Origin of the sequence: Xanthomonas sp. GW (assembly GCF_014236815.1) — a bacterium.
GTDB lineage: Bacteria > Pseudomonadota > Gammaproteobacteria > Xanthomonadales > Xanthomonadaceae > Xanthomonas_A.
The window spans coordinates 552,501-575,810 of record NZ_CP051189.1; the positions used below are offsets into that span (position 1 = coordinate 552,501).

Consider the following 23,310-nt stretch of genomic DNA (forward strand, 5'->3'; position numbering starts at 1 on the left):
TCAGGTGGTTAGAGCGCACCCCTGATAAGGGTGAGGTCGGTGGTTCGAGTCCTCCCAGACCCACCACTCTGAATGTAATAAGCACACTAAGAATTTAAGATGCGCCAGCATTGAGGCTGGGGTATGTTCTTTTAAAATTTGTGACGTAGCGAGCGTTTGAGATCAAACTATCTTGACGTGTCGTTGTGGCTAAGGCGGGGACCTCGAGTCCCTAGAAATTGAGTCGTTATAGTTCGCGTCCGGGCTTTGTACCCCCGGACTCAGCATAGCTTGGAGGCAACTTCAGGTTATATGGTCAAGCGAATAAGCGCACACGGTGGATGCCTTGGCGGTCAGAGGCGATGAAGGACGTGGCAGCCTGCGAAAAGTGTCGGGGAGCTGGCAACAAGCTTTGATCCGGCAATATCCGAATGGGGAAACCCACTGCTTCGGCAGTATCCTGCAGTGAATACATAGCTGCTGGAAGCGAACCCGGTGAACTGAAATATCTAAGTAACCGGAGGAAAAGAAATCAACCGAGATTCCCTAAGTAGTGACGAGCGAACGGGGACTAGCCCTTAAGCTGGTATGGTTCTAGAAAAACAACCTGGAAAGGTTGGCCATAGAAGGTGATAGCCCTGTATTTAAAAGGGCCATTCCAGTGAAGACGAGTAGGGCGGGGCACGTGAAACCCTGTCTGAATATGGGGGGACCATCCTCCAAGGCTAAATACTCCTGACCGACCGATAGTGAACCAGTACCGTGAGGGAAAGGCGAAAAGAACCCCGGAGAGGGGAGTGAAATAGATCCTGAAACCGTGTGCGTACAAGCAGTAGGAGCTCGCAAGAGTGACTGCGTACCTTTTGTATAATGGGTCAGCGACTTACTGTTCGTGGCAAGCTTAACCGTATAGGGGAGGCGAAGGGAAACCGAGTCTGATAAGGGCGCATAGTCGCGGGCAGTAGACCCGAAACCGGGTGATCTAGTCATGCCCAGGGTGAAGGTCAGGTAACACTGACTGGAGGCCCGAACCCACTCCCGTTGCAAAGGTAGGGGATGAGGTGTGATTAGGAGTGAAAAGCTAATCGAACCCGGAGATAGCTGGTTCTCCTCGAAAGCTATTTAGGTAGCGCCTCGGACGAATACTGCTGGGGGTAGAGCACTGTTATGGCTAGGGGGTCATCGCGACTTACCAAACCATTGCAAACTCCGAATACCAGTACGTACTATCCGGGAGACACACGGCGGGTGCTAACGTCCGTCGTGAAAAGGGAAACAACCCAGACCCACAGCTAAGGTCCCAAATTCACTGCTAAGTGGAAAACGATGTGGAAAGGCACAGACAGCCAGGAGGTTGGCTTAGAAGCAGCCACCCTTTAAAGAAAGCGTAATAGCTCACTGGTCGAGTCGGTCTGCGCGGAAGATTTAACGGGGCTAAGCAGTGAACCGAAGCTTGGGGTGCATCGCGATAAGCGATGCGCGGTAGAGGAGCGTTCCGTAAGCCGTTGAAGGTGGATTGAGAAGTCTGCTGGAGGTATCGGAAGTGCGAATGCTGACATGAGTAACGATAATGCGGGTGAAAAACCCGCACGCCGAAAGCCCAAGGTTTCCTTGCGCAACGTTAATCGGCGCAGGGTGAGTCGGCCCCTAAGGCGAGGGCGAAAGCCGTAGTCGATGGGAAGCAGGTTAATATTCCTGCACCTCGCGTAAGTGCGATGGAGGGACGGAGAAGGTTAGGTGTACCGGGCGTTGGTTGTCCCGGGGAAAGGCGGTAGGTTTGGATCTTTGGCAAATCCGGGATCCTTTAAGACCGAGCACCGAGACGAGTCTTTTAGACGAAGTCACTGATACCACGCTTCCAGGAAAAGCTCCTAAGCTTCAGCTTACGCAGACCGTACCGTAAACCGACACAGGTGGGTAGGATGAGAATTCTCAGGCGCTTGAGAGAACTCGGGTGAAGGAACTAGGCAACATGGCACCGTAACTTCGGGAGAAGGTGCACCCTTTTTGGTGGCTCATGCGAGCTATAGCTGAAGAGGGTCGCAGAAACCAGGCCGCTGCGACTGTTTATCAAAAACACAGCACTCTGCAAACACGAAAGTGGACGTATAGGGTGTGACGCCTGCCCGGTGCTGGAAGGTTAATTGATGGGGTCAGCCGCAAGGCGAAGCTCTTGATCGAAGCCCCAGTAAACGGCGGCCGTAACTATAACGGTCCTAAGGTAGCGAAATTCCTTGTCGGGTAAGTTCCGACCTGCACGAATGGCGTAACGACAGCGGCGCTGTCTCCACCCGAGACTCAGTGAAATTGAAATCGCTGTGAAGATGCAGCGTTCCCGTGGCAAGACGGAAAGACCCCGTGAACCTTTACTATAGCTTTACACTGAACGTTGAGTTCGTCTGTGTAGGATAGGTGGGAGGCTATGAAACTGTGGCGCTAGCTGCAGTGGAGCCATCCTTGAAATACCACCCTGTCGTGCTTGACGTTCTAACCTAGGTCCGTAATCCGGATCGGGGACCGTGTATGGTGGGTAGTTTGACTGGGGCGGTCTCCTCCTAAAGAGTAACGGAGGAGCACGAAGGTACGCTCAGCGCGGTCGGACATCGCGCACTGTGTGCAAAGGCATAAGCGTGCTTGACTGCAAGATCGACGGATCAAGCAGGTACGAAAGTAGGTCTTAGTGATCCGGTGGTTCTGTATGGAAGGGCCATCGCTCAACGGATAAAAGGTACTCCGGGGATAACAGGCTGATACCGCCCAAGAGTTCATATCGACGGCGGTGTTTGGCACCTCGATGTCGGCTCATCACATCCTGGGGCTGTAGTCGGTCCCAAGGGTATGGCTGTTCGCCATTTAAAGTGGTACGCGAGCTGGGTTCAGAACGTCGTGAGACAGTTCGGTCCCTATCTGCCATGGGCGTTGGAAGTTTGAGAGGGGCTGCTCCTAGTACGAGAGGACCGGAGTGGACGAACCTCTGGTGTTCCGGTTGTCACGCCAGTGGCATTGCCGGGTAGCTATGTTCGGAAGCGATAACCGCTGAAAGCATCTAAGCGGGAAGCGCGCCTCAAGATGAGACTTCCCGGGGCACAAGCCCCCTTAAGGAACCATGTAGACTACGTGGTTGATAGGTCAGGTGTGTAAGTGCAGCAATGCATTGAGCTAACTGATACTAATGATCCGTGCGGCTTGACCATATAACCTCAAGTTGCTTCCTCAAAAAGCAACCCTTAGCACGACACACGTCGATAGCTATCCAATCGCTCGCTACGTCACACCCTATGAGAGGCTGGCGCCCAATGCCGTCCTTCGACCTCCGCACACATCCGTGCCTTGTTCGAACGACGCATCGCGGCGACACTCCAACCGTCTCCCTGGTGAAATTAGCGCTGTGGAACCACCCGATCCCATCCCGAACTCGGAAGTGAAACGCAGCTGCGCCGATGGTAGTGTGGCTCAAGCCATGCGAGAGTAGGTCATCGCCAGGGGCTTTACCCCAAATCCCCGTCCTCACAAGGACGGGGATTTTTTATTGGGCGCAAAAAAGCAAAACGTCAGTCCCGCTCTGCGCTCACCACGCGCCCGTCCTCCGGGTCCGCGTACACCTCTACCCGCTGGCCCGTCGTACTGTGCGCCTGCGCTTGCCACAAACCGTCGTCGTACTTCACGTCGTGTACCTGCGTGTAACCCGCCGTCGTCAATGCCGCACGCACCTCCGCTTCGCTCAGCTTCGACGGCACCCCTTCCGCGTAAATGCGACCGCCGCGTGTGCCGATCGCGCTGGCCGACCTGAGGCGTCTGCAGCGCCATGTTTGGAATCGGATGCCGGAGACCTGTGCTTGCAGGGGCCGGACGCCAACTCGGCGCTACGCCGAATCTCCGTTTCCATTGTTTCGTGCTTCTTAATCATGGCAGGCCGGTTTCAGCGGTGCTCTCGTTTCTGCGTTGCGTACGCTTCCAGCTCCAACGGCATGGATAAGTACGCATTACGCTTCCATCCTCGGCTTGGGGCTTCGGTCTTCCATTGCCGTTGTGTGCGCCAGATCGATATGGTCCTCGCGCTCGACGCTCGCCCTTGAGACCGATCCGAGCGATTCCGCGACGGCGCCCCCGGTTCGCTAGCCTGCCCGCCACGATGGTTCGCTCCGTTCCATCGGCGATGCGCGCTTTTAATGCACCGCGGCTTAGACTTTTCGACTGCTGCGCCAGCCGGCTTTGACCTGCGCTGTCGGCTCCGACGACATCGGAGCACCACAAGCCGCTATCCCTTCCCCCGTCACGAGAGAACTCTCCCATGAGCCAAGCCAATGGATACGCCGCACTGGCGTCCGATCAGCCGCTGACCCCTTACGCGTTCGAGCGCCGTGCGACCGGACCGCAGGATGTCAGCATCGAGATCCTCTACTGCGGCGTCTGCCATTCCGACCTGCATACGGCACGCAACGAATGGCAGAACACCCAATATCCGTCCGTGCCAGGACATGAAATCGTCGGCCGCGTGACCGCGGTCGGCGACCAGGTCGAGGCCTTCAAGGTCGGCGACCTGGCCGGCGTCGGTTGCATGGTGGATAGCTGCCGGCATTGCGCATCCTGCGCGGACGGCGAAGAGCAGTATTGCGAAAACGGCTTCGTCGGCACCTACAACGGCCCAATGTTCGGTGGCGAGAACACCTATGGCGGTTATTCCGACCATATCGTGGTCGACCAGAAGTACGTGCTGCAGATCCGCCATGCCGAAAAGGACCTGGCCGCGGTGGCGCCGCTGCTGTGCGCCGGTATCACCACCTATTCGCCGCTGAATCACTGGAAGGTGGGGCCGGGCAAGAAGGTCGGCATCGTCGGCCTGGGCGGTCTCGGCCATATGGGCGTGAAGATCGCGCACGCGATGGGCGCGCATGTGGTGCTGTTCACGACCTCGGCGAACAAGAAGGAGGATGCTCTGCGCCTGGGCGCCGACGAAGTGGTGGTGTCCAAGCTGCCGGAGGAGATGGCGGCGCACACCAACAGCTTCGACTTCATCCTCAATACCGTTGCTGCCTCGCACGACCTGGATGCCTTCCTGACCTTGCTCAAGCGCGACGGCACGATGACGCTGGTCGGCGCGCCGGCCGAGCCGCATCCGTCGCCGACGGTGTTCAACCTGATCATGAAGCGCCGGCAGTTGGCCGGCTCGCTGATCGGCGGCATCCGCGAGACCCAGGAGATGCTCGATTTCTGCGCGAAGCACGGCATCGTGTCGGACATCGAGACGATCGACATGGCGCAGATCAACGAGGCCTACGAGCGCATGCTCAAGGGCGACGTGAAGTATCGCTTCGTCATCGACATGGCCAGCCTGGAGAATGCCAAGCAGGCCGCTTGATGCGGCGTGGCCGGCCGCGCGAGGATGCGGTCGGCCATGCGCGATCGATGCGCAATGTTCGACGATGCGCCTGGGCACGCGAGTGCCCAGGCGTTTTTTTATGCGCGTCGTGTGCCATGACCTTGCGTTGGAGCGCTTTGCGTTCCCGTGGTTACAGGTAACGAAACGTGTGGCGGCAACTCTGGAAGAGCCCAGGGGCCAATCGTTGCAACTGGCCACGTCGGTAACGCCCGTCGCGGCTGAAGCCGCTCCTACAGGGAAGCGGCAGCTTCGGGCATCAGTGGCGATAGGCGAAGCCGTGCGGAATGGTCGTGACCATCGCTAGGGACGCGTCAGCCGATCATTTGCTCGGCGTCGCCTCCGCCTGCTTGGCATTGCCCATCATGCTGTCGCGGGCGGCCTTGAACGGATTGTCCTGATACCAGTTGGGCCACGCGTCGCCCGCCGCCAGTCCCTTGCCGACGCCGTAGACGGCCTGCAGGTCGTCCATCACCCCGTCGAGCTTCCAGGTCGCCGGATCGTACTGGTCGGCGGGCGTGTGGTAGCGGTGCTTGCCGTAGTCCTCGGCAGCGCGTTTGCCGGCATCGATGCCACCGTCGATCAGGTCTTCGCCGCCATCGATGTATAGCGCCGGCACGCCGGCCTTGGCGAAGTTGAAGTGATCGGAGCGGAAGTAGAAGCCGCTCTGCGGCGAGGACTCGGCATGCAGCACGCGGCCCTGCGCGGCGGCGATCGGCTTGAGCAGGTCCTCCAGTTCGGAGCTGCCGAAACCGTTGACCACCAGATCCTTGGCGCGACCGGTGACCGGCATCGCATCGAGGTTGATGACGCCGGCGATCTTGTTCAACGGGAAGGTCGGGTGGGCGACGTAGTACTTGGAACCGAGCAGGCCCGACTCCTCCAGCGTCACTGCGAGGAACACCACCGAGCGTTCCGGCTTGGGCTGCTGGTGCACGAACGCGTCGGCGATCTCGAGGATGCCGGCGACGCCGGTCGCGTTATCGACCGCACCGTTGTAGATGTTGTCGCCGCTCTCGCCTTCGTGCTTGCCCAAGTGGTCCCAGTGCGCCATGTACAGCACCGCTTCGTCGGCACGGCTGCCGCCGGGCAGCACGCCGACCACGTTGCGCGATTTCTTCTCGGAAATCGTGCTCTTCAGGTCCACCGACAGCTTGGCCTTCAGCGACACCGGCTTGAAGCCGCGCTTGCTCGCGTCCTTGTAGGCTTGGTCCAGATCCAGTCCGGCGTCGGCGAACAACTGCTTGGCGGCCTGCGCGGTGATCCAGCCCTGTGCCGGGATGCGCGGTTCCGGGTCGTCCTTGGCCGGCAGGTCGTACTGCGCGCCGGACCAGGAGTTCTTCACCACGTCCCAGCCGTAGCTGGCGCCGGGGGTGTCGTGCACGATCAGCGCGGCGGCCGCGCCCTTGCGCGCGGCTTCCTCGAACTTGTAGGTCCAGCGCCCGTAGTAGGTCATGCGCTTGCCTTCGAACAGCGCGCCGTCCTCGGTGTGGAAGCCGGGGTCGTTGACGAACATCACCACCGTCTTGCCCTTCCAGTCCTGGTCGGCGTAGTCGTTCCACTTCTGCTCGGGCGCGTCCACGCCGTAGCCGACGAACACCATGTCGCTGGCGTCGATCTTGACCTCGGTCTGGCCGGTGCGGGTGCCGATCACCATGTCGGTGCCGAACTTCAGTTCGCGCGGCTTGCCGTTCTGCTCCAGCTTCAGCGTGGTGGTCGGGTCGGCCGTGGTCTCGGTCATCGCCACGTCCTGGAACCAGCTGTCGCCGTTACCCGGTTGCAGGCCGATGCGCTGCATTTGATCGCGGATATAGGAGACCGTCTTCTCTTCGCCCGCCGTGCCGGGGCCGCGGCCTTCGAACGTGTCCGAGGACAGGGTCTTGACCAGATCGCCGAAGTCGGCCGGTGTGATGTCGGGAGAAAAAGTGTGGCCCGCGGCGGCCACCGGAGCGGGCGCGGGCGGCGCCGTATCGGCGGCCGGGGTCGGCGCCTCGCGCTTGCACGCGGTCAGCGCGGCCGCCGCGGCCAGGCACAGCACAAGCTTGCGGGACATGGGGGCTCCTGGGGTGTGAGGAATCCCGATTCTATAGGCAAGTCCCGCGCGCGCGCCGCCGGCGGTGCGCGCGACGCGACCGGATCAATTCTCCGGCGCGGTGTCGCCGTCGAACGGCTGCGCGGTGGCGCCGCTGATCGGGCCGGTCTTCGCGCTGCGGTGCACGTACAGGGTCACGTCGCGCTCGAAATGCAGCGGGCCGTCGATCACCGCGCGCGGGCCGATGATGATGCGCGGCTTGCGCGTCGGCTTGAACGAGATGCTGAAGCTCGGCTTCTTGATCTCGATGCCGCCGCCGAGGTGCGAGTCGTGGCCGACGGTGATGTCGCCGTTGACCGTCTCGATGCCGCCTTCCAGTTGCGTGGCGACCAGGCCGATGCTGCCGTTGACGCTCTCCACGCTGCCGCCGATGCGGCCGCCGCGGTCGACGAAGATGCCGCCGTTGACCGTCTCGATGGACTTGGAAATCTGCACCTGCGAGCCCACGCGGATGCCGCCGTTGACCGTGGACAGGCCGCCGGTCTGCGCGTTGTCCGCGATCTTGAGGCCGCCGTTGACGGTTTCCACGTCGCCGACGCTGGCGCCGGATTCGACGGTGATGCCGCCGTTCACGGTTTCCAGGTCGCCGTACTGCTTGCCGGATTCGGCGGTGATGCTGCCGTTGACCTTGCTGATGCCTTCTGCGGCCAGGGCCGGGCCGGCGGCCAGGGCCAGCGCCAACAGGACCGATACATGCGTACGCTTCATCACCCACCTCCGGACGCCGGCCAGTCGCGGCACCTACTTGTGCGGCGATCACAACACGCTTCGCTACAATCCGCACCTGCCTGAAGTCATTGGACCAGCCCTTGCCCGCAACCGCCTCCGCTTCGTTGCGCCCCGCCTCGCCTACCGCGTCGGGGCGGCGCCTGCGCGCGCCCCGGCACGCGGCGACGAGGTGGCTGGCGGGGTCGGTATTGCTTCTGATCGCGACTCTGGCGCTGGCGCAGAACCCGCGCGAGGCCGAGCGCCGTCTGGAGAAGGTGCGCGGCGAGCTGAAGAGCGTGGCCGAGGAGCGGCGCGAACTGGAAGGCAAGCGCGGCGATGCCGCGCGCCAGCTGCGCGATGCCGACGAGAAGGTGGCCACCACCGGGCGCAGCCTGGCGCAGACCCAGCAGGCGCTGCAGCAGCACCAGCAGACCCTGGCCGAACTGGAGCGCAAGCGCGACACACTGCGCAACGGCCTGGTGCGGCAGCGCGCCGAACTGGCGCAACTGCTGCGCGCGGCTTATGCGATCGGCGGCAATGCGCCATTGAAGCTGCTGTTGGCGCAGGACCGGGTGGCCGACGCCAACCGCTTACTGGCCTATCACCGCTATCTGCAGCGCGAACGCGCGCAGCGCATCGCATCGCTGACCCATGAGCTGCAGGCGCTGGAACAGGTGCAGCGCGAGGTCGCGGCAAAGCGGCAACAGCTCAGCGCGGCGCAGCGCCAGCAGCAGGAGCAGGCGGCGGCGCTGCAGCGCGACCGCAAGCAGCGCGCCAGCCTGGTGTCCGAACTGGACGAGCGCTACCAGGACCGCAGCGAGCGCGAGAAGGCGCTGGGCCAGGACGCCAAGGCGCTGGAAACGTTGCTGGCCAATCTGCGTGCGGCGGCGGCGCGGGCCGAGGCCGAGCGGCGTGCCGCCGCCAAGCGCGCGGCGGCCGAGCAGGCCGCGCAGGCCAAGGCCGCGGCGAAGAATCCGTCGCGTGGCGGCAGCAAGGTGCCGCCCAAGGTGGTGGCCTCGGCGCCCGCGCTGAAGGTCGGCGGCCTGGGCTGGCCGTTGTCCGGCGATCTGATCGCGCGCTACGGCGGCAAGCTGCCCGACGGACGCACCAGCAACGGCGTGCTGATCGCCGCGCCGGCCGGCAGCACGATCACCGCCGTGGCCGACGGCACGGTGGTGTTCTCCGACTGGATGACCGGTTACGGCATGATCCTGATCGTGGACCACGGCAACGGCTACATGAGCCTGTACGCGCACAACGACACGCTGTTGCGCGATCCCGGCGCGCGGGTCAAGCGCGGCGATGCGGTGGCCAAGGTCGGCAATTCCGGCGGCCAGGGGCGCCCGGCGCTGTATTTCGAATTGCGCCGCAACGGCCAGCCGGTGGATCCGTCGTCGTGGCTGCAACGGCGCTGAGGGCCGCGGCGGCGGGGCATTCAACGCGAATTTAGCCTGGCTTCGCGCATAATCCGGACAGCTGCGCCGTGCACGGCGCAGGCCATCCCCTAATCGGAGTGCTTCATGCGCGTAGTTCTGTCCGCTGCCCTGTTGCTTGCTCTGGCGCCGCTGCCGTCGATGGCGCAGAGCGTCGGCGAACAGACGCCCTCGGCCCCCACCGCCAGCGGCGACGATCCGGATGCCACCGAATCGGCCACCTCGCGCGTGCCGCTGGACGAGATCCGCCGCTACGTGGCGGTGTACAACGCGGTGAAGGAAGCCTACGTCGATCCGGTCGACGACAAGAAACTGATGCAGTCGGCGATCCGTGGCCTGTTGCTGGACCTGGATCCGCACAGCACCTATTTCAGCAAGGAAGACGCCGAGGCCTTCGACGAACAGGCCACCGGCGCCTACGACGGCATCGGCGTGGAACTGCTGCAGCTGCCGGACAACACGCTCAAGGTGGTGTCGCCGATCGACGACACCCCGGCCGCGCGTGCCGGCGTGCGCTCGGGCGACATCATCGTCGCCATCGACGGCAAGCCGATCAGCGCGGTCAAGGCGATGGAGCCGTTGCGCGGCGAGTCGGGCAGCAAGGTGGTGCTGACCATCGTCCGCGAGAAGCTGGACAGGCCGTTCGACGTGACCCTGACCCGGCAGACCATCCGCGTGGCCAGCGTGCGCAGCCGCATGCTAGAGCCGGGTTACGGCTACATCCGCATCAGCACCTTCCAGGCCGATACCGGCGCGGACTTCCACAAGCAGCTGCAGCAGTTGCAGGCGCAGTCCGGCGGCAAGCTGCGCGGCCTGGTGCTGGACCTGCGCAGCAATCCCGGCGGCCTGTTGACCGCGGCGGTGCAGGTGGCCGACGACCTGCTCGACAAGGGCACCATCGTGACCACGCGCGGGCGCATCTCGGTCAGCGATTCCAAGTTCGACGCCACGCCCGGCGATCTGCTCAACGGCGCGCCGATGGTCGCGCTGGTCGATGCCGGATCGGCCAGCGCCTCGGAAGTGCTGGCCGGTGCGCTGCGCGACAACAAGCGCGCGCGCATCGTCGGCAGCCGCACCTTCGGCAAGGGCTCGGTACAGACCGTGCTGCCGCTGGACAACGGCGATTCGGTCAAGCTGACCACAGCGCGCTACTACACGCCCAGCGGCAAGTCGATCCAGGCCAGCGGCATCGTGCCGGAGGTGGTGCTGCGTCCGGAAGAGAGCAAGCAGGACGCGGACAAGCCGGCGGTGCTGGCCGACTACAGCGAAGCGACGCTGCCCGGCCACCTGCACGGCGACGACGAAGGTGCCGAGGGCTATAGCGCCGGCGACGTGCTGCCCGGCGATGCACCGATCGCGCAGGCGCTGGCCGAACTGAAGCAGCCCGGCGCGGTGGCCAGGGCCACCGCGGCCAAGCAGGCCAAGGCGAAGCCGAAGGCGGCTGCACCGACTGCGGCGAAGCCGGCGACGCTCGCGCCCAAGAGCGTGGCACCGAAGACCGAAGCACCGAAGGCCGACATGCCGGCCGCAGCGACGCCGAAGGCCGATCCGCCCAAGACCGACACGCCGACGCCGCCTTCGGGCGACTGACGCGGCGGCGGCGGTCGCACCACGCCGCGCAGTTCGATCCGGACGCTATCCACTGTAGGAGCGGCTTCAGCCGCGACCGGGCGTTACCGGTAACGTCCGGTCGCGGCTGAAGCCGCTCCTACAAAATCACTGGGCGCCGATAGCGGCGCGGCGCTGACCGGCACTCTCACCCGTATGCGCTCAGCGCGGTTTGCCCGGCATCGGGAACGGGGTGATCACCTTTTCGCCGGTGGCCGCGTCGCGGATCGCGGACTGGCCCTTCTTTTCTACTTCCTCGATACGCACGATGCTCTGCATCGGCAGGTGCAGCATCTTGGTGTCGCCGAACTCCTCGCGCAGGCGTTCTTCGGTGGGATCGACCACCAGGCCGTCGTGCAGGTCGAACACCAGCCCGCCGATCTCGCTGAAGCCCCACAGGTGACTGCTGCCCACGTGCTGCGCGTACAGCTCGTACACCTTGCCGTGGTTGAGGAACGTCACTTTGTACAGGGACTTGGCCATGCGCGAAGTATAGAGCGCGCCCGCGCCGCGGCGTGGCGGGTCAAAAGCCCTTGCGCTTGCGCAGGCGCCGCGCGATCGCCGCGCGCACGTACAGCCCGTACCCCATGCCCAGGGTGAAGCCGGTCAGGTGCGCGGACCAGGCGACCATGCCGAACGCCGGGCCGATATAGGCGAACACCACCTGCAGCGCCGCCCAGGTGCCGATCAGCAGCGAGGCCGGCGCGCGCACGAATTCCAGGAACAGCCCCAGCGGCAGCACCACGCCGAGCTTGGCGCGCGGGAACAGCGCCAGGTAGGTGCCGATCAGCGCCGAAACCGCGCCGCTGGCGCCGATGATGACCCGGTCCGGGGTACCGATCGCGAACACCGCGGCCAGGTTGGAGAGGGCGCCGCCGCCCAGGAACAGCAGCAGGAAGCGCCACGGCCCGAGCACGCGCTCGGCCGGCAGGCCGAAGATCAGCAGGAACACCAGGTTGCCGAGCAGGTGCGACCAGTCCGCATGCAGGAACAGGGCGGTGAACAGCCGCAGCACGCTGCCGTCCTGCACCGTCGCCAGCCAGTCGCGCGGGCTTGCGACGCCGGCCGACAGCGCGCCCCAGTCCAGCCACAGCGTGGCGCGGGCCTGGTTGGGGCGGCTGATCGACCACAGGAACGCCAGCCACATCGCCGCGAACAGCAGCGGCGTGGCCCAGCGCAGCGTGGTCCGGTCGCGGGAGGGAATGGAGACGAACATGCCAGTACCGGGGAACGTGGCCCGTAACGATACCGGCTCCCTCCGGCTGAACGCACGCCTACTCTGGGCAAAACTGAACGGGCGGTATTGTTATTGTTCGGTTAACGCAGCGGGGTATACTGCATACGGCGTCGTATGTCGGGAGGGGACTCCGGCGCGCATTTCCGGCTTGCTCAGCTGGGATGCGCAGACGCGAACACAGACATTTTCGTCTTCCGGAGAGTAACAAGCCATGCAAAACGCAACCCAGTTCGTCCGCTTCACCGCCCTGGCCGTCGGCATCGTCGGCGCCCTGACCATCGGTCAGGCGCACGGCGCCGCATTCCAGCTCAAGGAAAACAGCGCCAAGGGCCTGGGCCGCGCCTTCGCCGGCTCCGGCAGCGCCCCCGGCGACGCCTCGATCATCGCCAACAACCCGGCCGGCATGCGCCAGCTCGACGGCAAGGTGTTCCAGGCCGACGTCAGCGCGATCCAGTTCGCGGCCAAGTACGACGGCACCGGCACCTACGCCACCGGCTCGGCGATCTCCGGCGGCAACGGCGGCGATGCCGGCACGATCGCGCCGGTCCCGGCGGTGTACTTCCACCTGCCGTTCGGCGAAAACAACAACATGCACTTCGGCACCTCGCTGACCGTGCCGTACGGCTTCAAGACCGAATACGACCGCGACTGGGTCGGCCGCTACAACGGCGTCAAGACCGAGCTGCAGGCGATCGACCTCAACCTCGCCTTCTCCTACGACGTGAACCCGTACGTGTCGTTCGGCGCGTCGGTGTTCGCCGAGCGCCTGGACATCGACCTGTCCAACGCGATCGATCTGGGCAGCGTGCTGGCCGCGCGCCGCGTGCCGGGCTTCGCGCCGGGCAGCGCCGATGGCTACTCGCGCATCAAGGGCGACAGCACCGATTTCGGCTACACCCTGGGCGGCCTGTTCAGCATCGACGAGAACACCCACATCGGTTTCAGCTACCGGTCGAAGGTCGAGCATAAGATCACCGACGGCACCGCCGACTTCACCACCCCGGCCAACGCCGCCACCGTGCTGGCCGTCGCCGCACCGGGCACCTTCGTCGACACCAAGGGCCGTGCCACGGTCACGCTGCCGGCCAGCGCGACCGCCAGCTTCACCCACAACATCAACGAGCAGTGGACGGTGATGGCCGACGTCAGCCGCACCGCCTGGAGCAAGTTCGACCAGGTGACGGTGGACTTCGCGAACAACCAGCCGAACAGCGTGCTGAACTTCGCCTACAACGACACCACCTTCGTCTCGATCGGTGCCGACTACCGCATGAGCGACACGCTGACCCTGCGTGGCGGCCTGGCCTACGACGAAACCCCGACCAGCAACGAGCACCGCGACGTGCGCGTGCCCGACGCGAGCCGCAAGTGGGTCTCGCTGGGTCTGAGCTGGCGTCCGTCCGAGCAGGCCGAGTACAGCTTCGGCTATACCCACCTGTTCACCAGCGATCCGAGCATCAACTCCACCACCGCGACCGGCAACACGCTCATCGGCAGCTACGACGTGAGCGGCAACGTGCTGGCGGCGTCGGTCAACTACAAGTTCTGATCGATCGCTTGCGCGACAGTGTCGCGGCGCAAGCCGCGCGCAAGGAGAGCCCCGCTTCGGCGGGGCTTTTTTATGCGCGTTTCCCTGCTGCGAATGCGGCTTCGCGCATACCGCCGCGAATGCTTGACAGCCATCCCACCCGGGCGTAGAAGGTTTGTGAAGCCGATGGGGATGTGACATCGGCACGCGGCCACGGCAGTCATGCCGTCGCCATCCGGCCTGCGGTCGACGAATGGGAGAGGTTGGCAATGCACCACCGCGAATCGACCCCTTCGTCCTGCGCTGCAACGCCGCGCTTTTCCTGTACTGCGCCTTCGGCACTGGCTGCCGTGCGCGTTTCCCAAGGCGTGCCGGCATGACCGTTCGCCACAAGCTGAGTGCCCTGCGCTCACGCGACAAGTGCGTCGCCGGCTACTCGCCGCCTCGACGCTAATCGTGCATCGCGGTCTGATCTGACCGACGCACTCGCGTTTGTTTCCCGTGTCCCGTTGCCCGTGCCCGCGCGTTTTTGCGCGCGACGCCGCAGCGTGCGCGGTCATGCATTCGCCGTGCGTCCGGTCGGTACCAACGACATCCGGGTCGCCGACATGCGTCGCGCCCGGTGCATGGCACTTTTGGCGAGGGGAAGCATCATGTGCAGTGGCAAGCGTTCGAACGGCAAGATCCTGGTTGAGGCGATTCTGGCGGTACTGGGGGCGAGCGCCGCATTGACGGCGGTGGCGGGAACGGTGACCGGTCAGGTCAGCGTGCAAGGCAGCGGCAAACCTGCCGCGAACGCGCGGGTCGGCATCGCCGGGACCGCGTATGGCGCGGTGACCGATGCCAATGGGCATTTCGTGATCGCCGACGTGCCGGCGGGGCAGTACGCGCTGGAGTCGAGCTACCCGGGTTTCAGCGCGGCGCAGACCAGCTTCGAAGTGAGCGACAGCGGGACCACCGCGCTCAGCGTCGCGCTGGACGAGGTCAAGCAGCTGAAGAACATCACCGTCGTCGCCAATCGCTACGACGCCAGCAACCTGAAGATGAATGCCGTGAACACGGTGGACGTGCTGTCCGCCAACGACCTGCAGCACACCGCGGTGCACAACGTCGCCGAGGCACTGGGGCTGATCTCGGGCATCAACATCACCACCACCGGCTCGGGCTATTTCGGCGGCGTGGATGGCGCGGCGCGCGGCGAGGGCATGTTCGCCTCGGTGCGCGGCCTGCCGTCGGAATACAACGTCAACCTGATCGACGGCGTCACCGTCGCGCAGGGCATGCCGTACAGCCGCAGCGTGCAGCTCAGCTTGCTGCCGCCGTCGGGACTGCAGACCATCGTGGTCAACAAGACCTCCACCGCCGACATGGACGGCGACGCGATCGGCGGCACCATCGACTTCCGCACGCCGACCGCGTTCGACTACAAGCAGGCCACCAGCGGCAGCGTGACCGGCAGCGGTCGCCTGGAGAGCCGCGCGCGCGACTACGGCGGCGACGGCCTGGGCGGCGGCCTGGCCGGCGAGTTCCAGCACAAGTTCGGCGACGAACAGCAGTTCGGTTTCTACGCCAGCGCCTACTACGACTACCGCACCTCGACCAACAGCGAGGTGGCAGCGGCGACCAGCGCGCTCAACGACCATTCGTGGGCGTTCCTGCATGCCGATGCCGACGGCGGCAACGCCGCCGGCTACGATCCGCAGCACAACCTGACCAGCACCGGCATGAATGTCGGCGTGGTCGCCGGCTGGGAACGCCGCTATGGCGGCAACGCCTCGTTCGACTGGCAGGTCGACGACAGCCTGTCGCTGTATGCGCGCGCCACCTATGCCTACGCCAAGACCGACCAGGGCACCACCTTCGTGCAGTTGCTGCCGCAGGACGTGACCTACGTACCGAGCGCGACCGCAGGCGTTTACACGCCCAACATCGGCCGCATCGCCTCGCGCTTCTGGTACGAGACCAATCCGGAAATCGCTGACCTGGCGACGTTCCAGATCGGCGCGCGCAAGACCTCCGGCGGCTGGACCTTCATGCCGAACCTGTTCTACAGCTTTGGCGACAACGACCGTCCCAACCATGTCGAGATCGACGGCCGCGAGGACAAGTTCTCGCAGACCAACTACGCCTACTCCGGCAGCAGCCTGGTCAACTATGGCAGCGGCGCCTTCCCGTATCCGCAACTGACTCCGGCGTTGCTGGCGCAGGTCAACAATATCCCGTCGTTGTACGCCAGCAGTTACGGCGAACTGACCAAGATCTATTCCGGGCAGAAGAAGGGTGGCGCCAAGTTCGACGTGCGCTACGACTTCGAGGACGGCGCGCTGTCGGCGCTGCAGTTCGGGGTGAAGTACAGCAAGAGCTCGCGCAATTTCAGCAACCGCGACTGGTGGACCGGCGGCGTCGACGACACCAGCACGCTCGGCGATCTGGGCATCTTCAACGGCAACTACAGCGCGATCTTCCCCGGCAAGTATCCCTGGGTCACGCCCAAGGTCAGCGAGACCGCGGTCAGCAACGTCATCTACAGCCATCTGCGCGACGACGACCTGGACAGCTGCGGCAAGGCGTATTACGTCAACAACTGGAACTGCAACACCATGCGCGGCACCGAGGCGGTCGCCGCGGCCTATGCGATGGCGACCTTCTCGCTCGGCAACCTGGAGATCGTGCCGGGCGTGCGCTTCGAGCACAGCAGCATCCACAACACGTTCTGGGTGACGCCGTCCGATGCCGACGGCAACGAAACAGTCGGTTATTTCGACAGCAACCACACGTCCTACGACGAACCGTTGCCGAGCGTGTTCCTGACCTATCGCCCCGATGCCCGCACCGCCTACCGCGCCTCGCTGTGGACCAGCTATACCCGGCCCGCGTTCGTGCAGTTGGGCGGCGGATCCAACATCAGCATCTCCAACAGCGTCCCCGCCGTCACCACCATCACCCAGGGCAACCCGGACCTGAAGCCGATCGAATCCACCAACCTGGACCTGTCCGGCGAATGGTCCACCGAGCACGGCGGCTTCTTCTCGGTCGCCGGTTTCTACAAGCGCCTGCGCAACTACATCTACGACGCCGGCTCCGGCCAGGCCAATCCTGGTTCCAGCGGCAGCGGCACGGTGTTCTATTCGATGCCGACCAACGGCGGCGACGGCCGCGTCTACGGCCTGGAGGTGAGCGCGCGCCAACGCTTCCAGGACCTGCCCGAACCGCTGAACGGCCTGGGCGTGAGCTTCAACGCCACCCGCCAGCATGCGCGCGCCGACCTGGGCATGGACGGTTTCGAGAACGAGCACATGCAGTCCGCGCCCAATGCCATGGCCAATGTCGAGCTGTTCTACGAACGCGAGCGTTTCTCGGTGAACCTGAGCTACCACTTCAGCAGCTCCTACCTGCTCGGTTACGACTATCTGCACCAGGGCGCGACCTGGGACGACCTGTGGGCGCGTCCGACCCGGCGGGTGGACCTGCATGCCGGCTACCACTTCGACAACGGCCTGAGCCTGGATCTGTCGATCTCCAACCTGACCAAGGAGTACAGCTACTGGGCGCACGTGGGCCGCAGCGATCTGGCGGTCTCGGACATCGTCGATGCCGGCATGACCACGTTGCTGACCGCCAAGTACGCGTTCTAGCCCGCTCTCCGCAGGATCGGGGCGGTGCGCGTTTGCGCCGCCCCCTTGCGCCGCCGCCTTCGGAGACCTCGATGAAACGTCGCAATTTTTGCCTGCTCAGCGTGCTCGCGCCGCTCGGGATGGCGGCCGCGCCAGCGGCTGCGATCGCCACGGCTGCCACGCCCGAGCCGGATGGGCGTCCGCACACGTTCGGCTTTGCGCAGGGGCAGTTCGTGCTCGACGGCCAGCCGTGGCAGATCCGCAGCGGCGAGATGCATCCGCTGCGCATTCCGCGCGAGTACTGGCTGCACCGGATCCGCATGGCCAAGGCGATGGGTTTGAACACCATCGCCCTGTATCTGATGTGGAACGCGCTGGAAGCGGAGCCGGGCGTGTTCGACCTGGACAGCGATCGCCGCGATTTCGCCGCCTTCATCCGCCTGTGTGCGCAGGAAGGCATGTGGGTCTATCTGCGGCCCGGCCCCTACGTCTGCGCCGAGTGGACGCTCGGCGGCCTGCCCGCCTATCTGTTGCGCGAGCCGGGCATGCGCCTGCGCGATGCCGGCGATGCGCGTTACATGGCGGCGGTGCGGCGCTACATCGCCGCGGTGGCGCCGCGCATCGCGCCGCTGATGGCGGCGGCCGGCGGGCCGGTGCTGATGCTGCAGATCGAGAACGAGTATTCGATGTTCGGCGACGACGTCGCTTACCTGCAGGCGCTGCGTGCGCTGTGGCAGGAACACGGCATCGACGGGCCGTTCGCGGTCGCCGACGGCATGAAGGATTTGCGTCGGCGCAAGGCTTACCTGCCCGGTGCAGCGTTGGGCCTGGACGGCGCCGACCTGGCCGACCTGCAGCACGGCCGCGCCTTCGCCGGCGATGCGCCGGTGTGGGTGGCCGAGGGCTATCCGGGCTGGCTGACGCACTGGGGCGAGGCCGATTTCGCGCGCCGCGACTACCTGCCGACGCTGCGCCGGCTGCTGGCGCACGGGCATTCGTTCAATCTGTACGTGGTGCATGGCGGCAGCAACTTCGGCCTGAGCGCCGGCGCCAATGCCGACGACGACGGCTCCAACTTCCAGCCTGCGTTGACCAGTTACGACTACGGCGCGCCGATCGACGAGCGCGGCGCGGCGACGCCGGCGTATTTCGCGATGCGCGATGCGATCGCCGCGTCTATGCCGCAGCGCCTGCCGCAGCCGCCGGCGCCGCCGCCGCGCACGACCTTCGCGCCGACCCTGGCGCTGCCCTATGCGTCCCTGTGGGACAACCTGCCCGCGGCGCCGGTTGCGACCGTGGCGCCGACCGGCAACGAGGTGCTGTTCGGCCAGGACCAGGGACTGGTGCTGTATCGCCGCCGCATCGGCCCCGGCGCGCAGCTGCGCGTGGACGGCGTGCACGACTACGCGGTGGTGCATGTAGATGGCGAGGAAGCGGGGCGCGTGTCGCGGGTGCGGCATCGCACGTTGCAGTCGTCGCCGCAGCTGGCGCTGCCACGGGCGCAGCAGGCGCAGCGCACGCTGGAGATCCTGGTCGACAGCTTCGGCCACGTGAACTTCGGCCCCGCGCTGGGCGATGCCAAGGGGCTGCTCGGCGAGGTGCAGTTGCAAGGCGCGCCGCTGCAGGATTGGCAGGCGTATCCGATCGCGCTGGACGACGCGTGGATCCAGGCGCTGCAGCCGCTGCGAGCTGCGTCCTCGCGGCCGGGGCTGTTCTTCCGTGCGGAGATCGTGGTCGAGTCGAACGGCGATGTTTACCTGGACATGCGCGAGTGGGACAAGGGTTATCTGTGGGTCAACGGCCAGTTGCTCGGCCGCTACTGGCGCATCGGGCCGCAGCAAGGCCTGTACTGCCCTGGGTCGTGGCTGCGGCCAGGCCGCAACGAGGTGCTGGTGTTCGATCTGCACCGCACCCGCGCCGCCGCGATCCATTGTGCGGACTCGCTGCAAGGAGCACACGCATGAGCCTGCGCCGCATACACACCGACCGTCTCCATCCCACCCATTGCGTCGCGCCGGCGACAAGGGAGTCCGCATGCTGCTGACCACGCCCGATGCCTCTGCGCGCCACGATGCCGGGCACGCGCCGCCGCGCGCGATCGGATTCTGGGGCGGGCTGTCCGCGAACCTGCTGAACATGGTCGGCATCGGCCCGTTCATCACCATCCCGCTGGCGTTGTCGGCGCTGGCCGGACCGATGGTGCTGCTGGGCTGGGTGGCCGGCGCGCTGCTGTGTCTGTGCGACGGCCTGGTCTGGGCCGAACTGGGCTCGGCGATTCCCAAATCCGGCGGGCCGTACCACTACCTGCGCGAGGCCTATGGCCGCGACGGCCTGGGCAGCCTGTTCGGTTTTCTGTACCTGTGGCAGACGCTGCTGACTGCGCCGTTGTCGATCGGCGCGGCGGCGGTCGGCTTCACCCAATACCTGGCGTTTCTGGCGCCGGGCCTGGCGCCATGGCAGCTGACCGCGATCGCCGCGGCGCTGTGCCTGTTCAACACCGCCCTGCTGTATCGCGAAGTGCGCTCGGTGCAGGTGCTGTCGCTGCTGGTCACCGCCGCGGTGGTGGCGGCGGTGGTGTGGATCGTGGCCAGCGGCCTGCTGCATTTCGACATGGCGATCGCGCAGCGTTTCCTGCATGCCGGTGCGGTCTCGCCGCACGGCTTCTGGCTCGGCTTCGGCGCGGTGGCGCTGATCGCGGTGTACGACTACGGCGGCTACAACAACGTGTGCATGCTCGGCGGCGAGATCCGCCAGCCGCGGCGCAATATCCCGCTGGCGGTGCTGTGTTCGATCCCGATCGTGGCGGCGCTGTACCTGGGCTTGAACGTGGCCATCCTCGGCGTGCTGCCGTGGCAGCAGGCGGCGCAGTCCAAGGCGGTGGTGGCAGATTTCATGCAGGCGATCTACGGGCATGTCGGCAGCACCATCGCGGTCGCACTGATCATGCTGGCCAGCTGGGGCTCGGCGCTGGTGGTATTGCTGGGCTATTCGCGGGTGCCGTACGCGGCGGCGGCCGAGGGGCAGTTCTTCCGGGTGTTCGCGCGGCTGCATCCGCGCGGCCGTTTCCCGACCGTGTCGCTGCTGTTCGTCGGCGCGACCTCGGCGCTGGCCTGCCTGCTGTCGCTGGACGATTTGATCGCCACGCTGATGGTCATCCAGATCATGTTCCAGTTCATGGCGCAGTGCCTGGCGGTGGTGTTGCTGCGGCGGCAAGCGCAGCGTCCGCCCGATGCGTTCTCGATGCCGTTGTATCCGTGGCCGCTGTGGGTGAGCGTGGCCGGCTGGCTGTACATCCTGGCCACCAGCCAGGGCCGCCACCTGCTCGCGGCGGTGGTGGCGCTTGGGGTGGGCACGGCGTTGTTCTTGATGCAAGCCAGGAGGCAGGGCACATGGCCTTGGACAGCGCGATGAGCGCGTGCGACGTCGCCGTGGTCGGCGAGATCTATGCCGATCACATCCTCAGCGGTTTCCAGCGCTGGCCGCAGCCGGGCGAGGAAGCCCTGGCCAGCGCCTATCTGCGCGAGCTCGGCGGCGGCACGGTCAACACCGCCTGCGGGCTGGCGCGGCTGGGGCGCAGCACGCGGCTGATCGGCCTGATCGGCGAGAGCGACCGGCCCTGGTTCGCGCAGCGCCTGGGCCAGTTCCAGGTGCGCAGCGACGGCTTGCGCAGCGACCCGGCCGGCACCGGGATCACGGTCAGCGTGTCGATGCCCGACGACCGCGCGTTCTTCACCTACCTGGGCGCCAACGCCCAGCTCGATGCGCTGCTCGCGCGCGCCGAGGTGCTGGACGAACTGTGCGCGGCGCGCCACGTGCATTTCGCGATGCCGCTGCCGCGCGCGCTGGCGCAGACGCTGCTGCCGGCGCTGGCTGCGGCCGGCTGCACGACCTCGTTGGACGTGGGCTTCAGCCCGGACTGGCTGGCCGCGTCGCACAATCTCGCCACCTGCCGCGAGGTGGACTATTTCCTGCCGAACCAGAAAGAGGCCGCGCTGCTCGGCTGCGGCGACGGCGCCGAGGCGTGCCGCCAGTGGGCCGCGTCGCTGGGGCTGCGGCATGCGGCGATCAAGCTCGGCGGCGCCGGCGCGATGGCGGTCGACGCGGCCGGCGCGCGCCGCGTGGCCGCGCCCGCGGTGCAGGTGCGCGACACCACCGGCGCCGGCGACGCCTTCGATGCGGGCTTCATCGATGCGCTACTCGACGGCGCAGGACTCGACGACTGCCTGCGCCGCGCCTGCTTCTGCGGCGCGTCCTGCTGCGCCGCGCTCGGCGCGCTGGACGGCCTCCCCGATTTCGACCAACTGAGGAACTTCAATGACAGCAACGAATCGTAAGATCGCCTTGATCGGCGGCGGCGGGGTGCGCTCGCCACTGGTCGTGTATGGGGTCAACGAGGCGGCCGCGGCACTGGGCGTGGAGGAGATGGTGCTGTACGACCCGGATCCGGAGCGCGTGCAGCTGATGGTGGCGATGGGCCGCGCGGTGGTGACCGAGTTCGGCGGCGACTTGCGCTTGCGCGCCGCCGATTCGCTGGAGGATGCGATCGAAGGCGCGGACTTCGTGCTCAACAGCATCCGCATCGGCGGCATCGCGCAGCGTGCCGCCGACGAGCGGGTGAGCATCGATCAGGGCTATCCGGGGCAGGAGACCACCGGCCCGGCCGGCGTGGCCATGGCCTTGCGCACGGTGCCGGTGTCGATCGCGCAGGCGCGGTTGGTGGAACGCTTGAGCCCGGACGCGTGGCTGGTCAACTTCACCAATCCGGCCGGGTTGATCACCCAGGCCGTGACCACGCATACCCGCGCCAAGATCGTCGGCATCTGCGATACCCCGACCGAATTGTTCCATAACATCGCGCATGCGCTGGGCGCGCACCACGCCGCGGTGGAATGCGATTACGTCGGCCTCAACCATCTGGGCTGGGTGCGCGGCGTGCGCCTGCACGGCGAGGAAGTCATCGACCGGCTGCTGCAGGACGACGCGCTGCTGCGCCAGCTGTACCTGGCACCGCTGTTCGATTTCGACATGATCCGCGAGTTGCGGCTGATCCCGACCGAATACCTGTTCTTCTACTACGAGCGGCGCCGCGCGCTGGCCAACCAGCGCACCCAGGGCGGCAGCCGCGGTGCCGAGATCGAGACCTTGAACCACGCCTTGATCGCCACGCTCGGCAGCCGCCTGCAGGCCGGCGACGGCCACGGCGCGGTGCAGGCGTATGCGGCGTATCTGAATCAGCGTTCGGGCTCGTACATGAAGCTGGAGGCCGAAGGCGGTTCGGCGTTCGATGCCGGGGTCAGCCTGCAGGCCGATCCGTTCCGGGTCAGCACCGGCTATCACCGCATCGCCATCGACGTGATGAGCGCGCTGACCGGCGCGGTGCCGGCCAAGATCGTGGTCAACGTGCGCAACCAGGGCGCGATCGCCGATCTGCCCGACGACGACATCGTGGAGATTTCCTCGCACATCGACCGCGACCGCATCGTGCCGTGCCCGACCGCGCCGCTGCCGGATGCGGTGCACGGCCTGATCCGTGCGGTGAAGGCCTATGAGCGTGCCGCGATCGAGGCGGTGCTGTCGGGCAGCCGCCTGACGGCGCGCAAGGCGATGCTGATCCATCCGGCGATCGGCGAATGGACGCCGTCGCACGACTTGCTGGAAGGCCTGTTCGGGCATCTCAGCGACGACGGCCAGTGCCTGTGCCAGGGGCCGATGCATTGGCATGGCTGATCGGCAT

Annotated in this window: 14 protein-coding genes, 1 tRNA gene and 2 rRNA genes (1 of these 17 cut by a window edge); 12 read left to right on the plus strand and 5 right to left on the minus strand. The window is 65.6% G+C overall.

Annotation, left to right across the window (positions count from 1 at the left end):
* The 3 genes from HEP73_RS02465 to rrf form a co-directional block, all read left to right on the plus strand.
* A tRNA-Ile gene (locus tag HEP73_RS02465) sits at positions 1-66 on the plus strand (it extends 11 nt beyond the left edge of the window).
* A gap of 227 nt (positions 67-293) precedes the next feature.
* A 23S ribosomal RNA gene (locus HEP73_RS02470) occupies positions 294-3,173 on the plus strand.
* A gap of 176 nt (positions 3,174-3,349) precedes the next feature.
* Positions 3,350-3,464: ribosomal RNA gene (rrf, locus tag HEP73_RS02475) — 5S ribosomal RNA — on the plus strand.
* A 66-nt stretch (positions 3,465-3,530) separates the two neighbouring features.
* On the opposite strand, the gene HEP73_RS22785 is transcribed toward rrf, so the two are convergent.
* A complete protein-coding gene (locus tag HEP73_RS22785) occupies positions 3,531-3,716 on the minus strand; it encodes a PepSY domain-containing protein (RefSeq protein WP_185821989.1) in 186 nt (61 codons plus the stop codon).
* A gap of 554 nt (positions 3,717-4,270) precedes the next feature.
* On the opposite strand from HEP73_RS22785, the gene HEP73_RS02485 reads away from it, so the two are divergent.
* The gene (locus HEP73_RS02485; RefSeq protein WP_185821990.1) at positions 4,271-5,338 is read left to right on the plus strand and encodes an NAD(P)-dependent alcohol dehydrogenase; all 1,068 of its coding nucleotides are present in this window, start codon (positions 4,271-4,273) and stop codon (positions 5,336-5,338) included.
* Positions 5,339-5,678: 340 nt separating this feature from the next.
* On the opposite strand, the gene HEP73_RS02490 is transcribed toward HEP73_RS02485, so the two are convergent.
* Together HEP73_RS02490 and HEP73_RS02495 are read right to left on the minus strand one after the other, a co-directional pair.
* Complete coding sequence (locus HEP73_RS02490) at positions 5,679-7,409, minus strand: M28 family metallopeptidase (RefSeq protein WP_185821991.1); 1,731 nt, start codon at positions 7,407-7,409, stop codon at positions 5,679-5,681.
* Positions 7,410-7,493: 84 nt separating this feature from the next.
* Positions 7,494-8,156, minus strand: a complete 663-nt coding sequence (locus HEP73_RS02495) for a DUF4097 family beta strand repeat-containing protein (RefSeq protein WP_185821992.1) — start codon at positions 8,154-8,156, stop codon at positions 7,494-7,496.
* A 209-nt stretch (positions 8,157-8,365) separates the two neighbouring features.
* Here HEP73_RS02495 and HEP73_RS02500 point away from each other — a divergent pair, with 209 nt between their 5' ends.
* Positions 8,366-9,571 (plus strand): murein hydrolase activator EnvC family protein, encoded by a 1,206-nt coding sequence (locus tag HEP73_RS02500; protein WP_255423644.1) that lies wholly within the window; start codon positions 8,366-8,368, stop codon positions 9,569-9,571.
* A gap of 105 nt (positions 9,572-9,676) precedes the next feature.
* Positions 9,677-11,179, plus strand: a complete 1,503-nt coding sequence (locus HEP73_RS02505) for a S41 family peptidase (RefSeq protein WP_185821993.1) — start codon at positions 9,677-9,679, stop codon at positions 11,177-11,179.
* 180 nt (positions 11,180-11,359) lie between these two features.
* On the opposite strand, the gene HEP73_RS02510 is transcribed toward HEP73_RS02505, so the two are convergent.
* Both HEP73_RS02510 and HEP73_RS02515 read right to left on the minus strand, forming a co-directional pair.
* Complete coding sequence (locus HEP73_RS02510; protein WP_142742976.1) at positions 11,360-11,680, minus strand: DUF1820 family protein; 321 nt, start codon at positions 11,678-11,680, stop codon at positions 11,360-11,362.
* Positions 11,681-11,720: 40 nt separating this feature from the next.
* The gene (locus HEP73_RS02515; RefSeq protein ID WP_009605019.1) at positions 11,721-12,413 is read right to left on the minus strand and encodes a rhomboid family intramembrane serine protease; all 693 of its coding nucleotides are present in this window, start codon (positions 12,411-12,413) and stop codon (positions 11,721-11,723) included.
* Between the two features lie 232 nt (positions 12,414-12,645).
* Between HEP73_RS02515 and HEP73_RS02520 the strand changes: the two genes are divergently transcribed.
* The 6 genes from HEP73_RS02520 (at position 12,646) to HEP73_RS02545 (ending at position 23,303) form a co-directional block, all read left to right on the plus strand.
* Positions 12,646-13,983, plus strand: a complete 1,338-nt coding sequence (locus HEP73_RS02520) for an outer membrane protein transport protein (RefSeq protein WP_185815040.1) — start codon at positions 12,646-12,648, stop codon at positions 13,981-13,983.
* Positions 13,984-14,615: 632 nt separating this feature from the next.
* A complete protein-coding gene (locus HEP73_RS02525; protein ID WP_185821994.1) occupies positions 14,616-17,597 on the plus strand; it encodes a TonB-dependent receptor in 2,982 nt (993 codons plus the stop codon).
* Between the two features lie 71 nt (positions 17,598-17,668).
* Positions 17,669-19,540, plus strand: a complete 1,872-nt coding sequence (locus HEP73_RS02530; RefSeq protein ID WP_185821995.1) for a beta-galactosidase — start codon at positions 17,669-17,671, stop codon at positions 19,538-19,540.
* A gap of 70 nt (positions 19,541-19,610) precedes the next feature.
* Positions 19,611-20,987, plus strand: coding sequence for an APC family permease (locus tag HEP73_RS02535; protein WP_185821996.1), 1,377 nt, complete (start codon positions 19,611-19,613; stop codon positions 20,985-20,987).
* Positions 20,984-21,910, plus strand: coding sequence for a carbohydrate kinase family protein (locus tag HEP73_RS02540; protein ID WP_185823263.1), 927 nt, complete (start codon positions 20,984-20,986; stop codon positions 21,908-21,910). Before HEP73_RS02535 ends, HEP73_RS02540 begins: the two co-directional genes overlap by 4 nt.
* A complete protein-coding gene (locus HEP73_RS02545) occupies positions 21,891-23,303 on the plus strand; it encodes a family 4 glycosyl hydrolase (RefSeq protein ID WP_185821997.1) in 1,413 nt (470 codons plus the stop codon). Before HEP73_RS02540 ends, HEP73_RS02545 begins: the two co-directional genes overlap by 20 nt.
* Positions 23,304-23,310 lie beyond the last annotated feature (7 nt).

Coding starts and splice junctions, on each gene's coding strand:
- HEP73_RS02485 (WP_185821990.1), top strand. CDS start 4,271: ATGAGCCAAGCCAATGGATACGCCGCACTGGCGTCCGATCAGCCGCTG.
- HEP73_RS02490 (WP_185821991.1), bottom strand. CDS start 7,409: ATGTCCCGCAAGCTTGTGCTGTGCCTGGCCGCGGCGGCCGCGCTGACC.
- HEP73_RS02495 (WP_185821992.1), bottom strand. CDS start 8,156: ATGAAGCGTACGCATGTATCGGTCCTGTTGGCGCTGGCCCTGGCCGCC.
- HEP73_RS02505 (WP_185821993.1), top strand. CDS start 9,677: ATGCGCGTAGTTCTGTCCGCTGCCCTGTTGCTTGCTCTGGCGCCGCTG.
- HEP73_RS02510 (WP_142742976.1), bottom strand. CDS start 11,680: ATGGCCAAGTCCCTGTACAAAGTGACGTTCCTCAACCACGGCAAGGTG.
- HEP73_RS02515 (WP_009605019.1), bottom strand. CDS start 12,413: ATGTTCGTCTCCATTCCCTCCCGCGACCGGACCACGCTGCGCTGGGCC.
- HEP73_RS02520 (WP_185815040.1), top strand. CDS start 12,646: ATGCAAAACGCAACCCAGTTCGTCCGCTTCACCGCCCTGGCCGTCGGC.
- HEP73_RS02525 (WP_185821994.1), top strand. CDS start 14,616: ATGTGCAGTGGCAAGCGTTCGAACGGCAAGATCCTGGTTGAGGCGATT.
- HEP73_RS02530 (WP_185821995.1), top strand. CDS start 17,669: ATGAAACGTCGCAATTTTTGCCTGCTCAGCGTGCTCGCGCCGCTCGGG.
- HEP73_RS02535 (WP_185821996.1), top strand. CDS start 19,611: ATGCTGCTGACCACGCCCGATGCCTCTGCGCGCCACGATGCCGGGCAC.
- HEP73_RS02540 (WP_185823263.1), top strand. CDS start 20,984: ATGAGCGCGTGCGACGTCGCCGTGGTCGGCGAGATCTATGCCGATCAC.
- HEP73_RS02545 (WP_185821997.1), top strand. CDS start 21,891: ATGACAGCAACGAATCGTAAGATCGCCTTGATCGGCGGCGGCGGGGTG.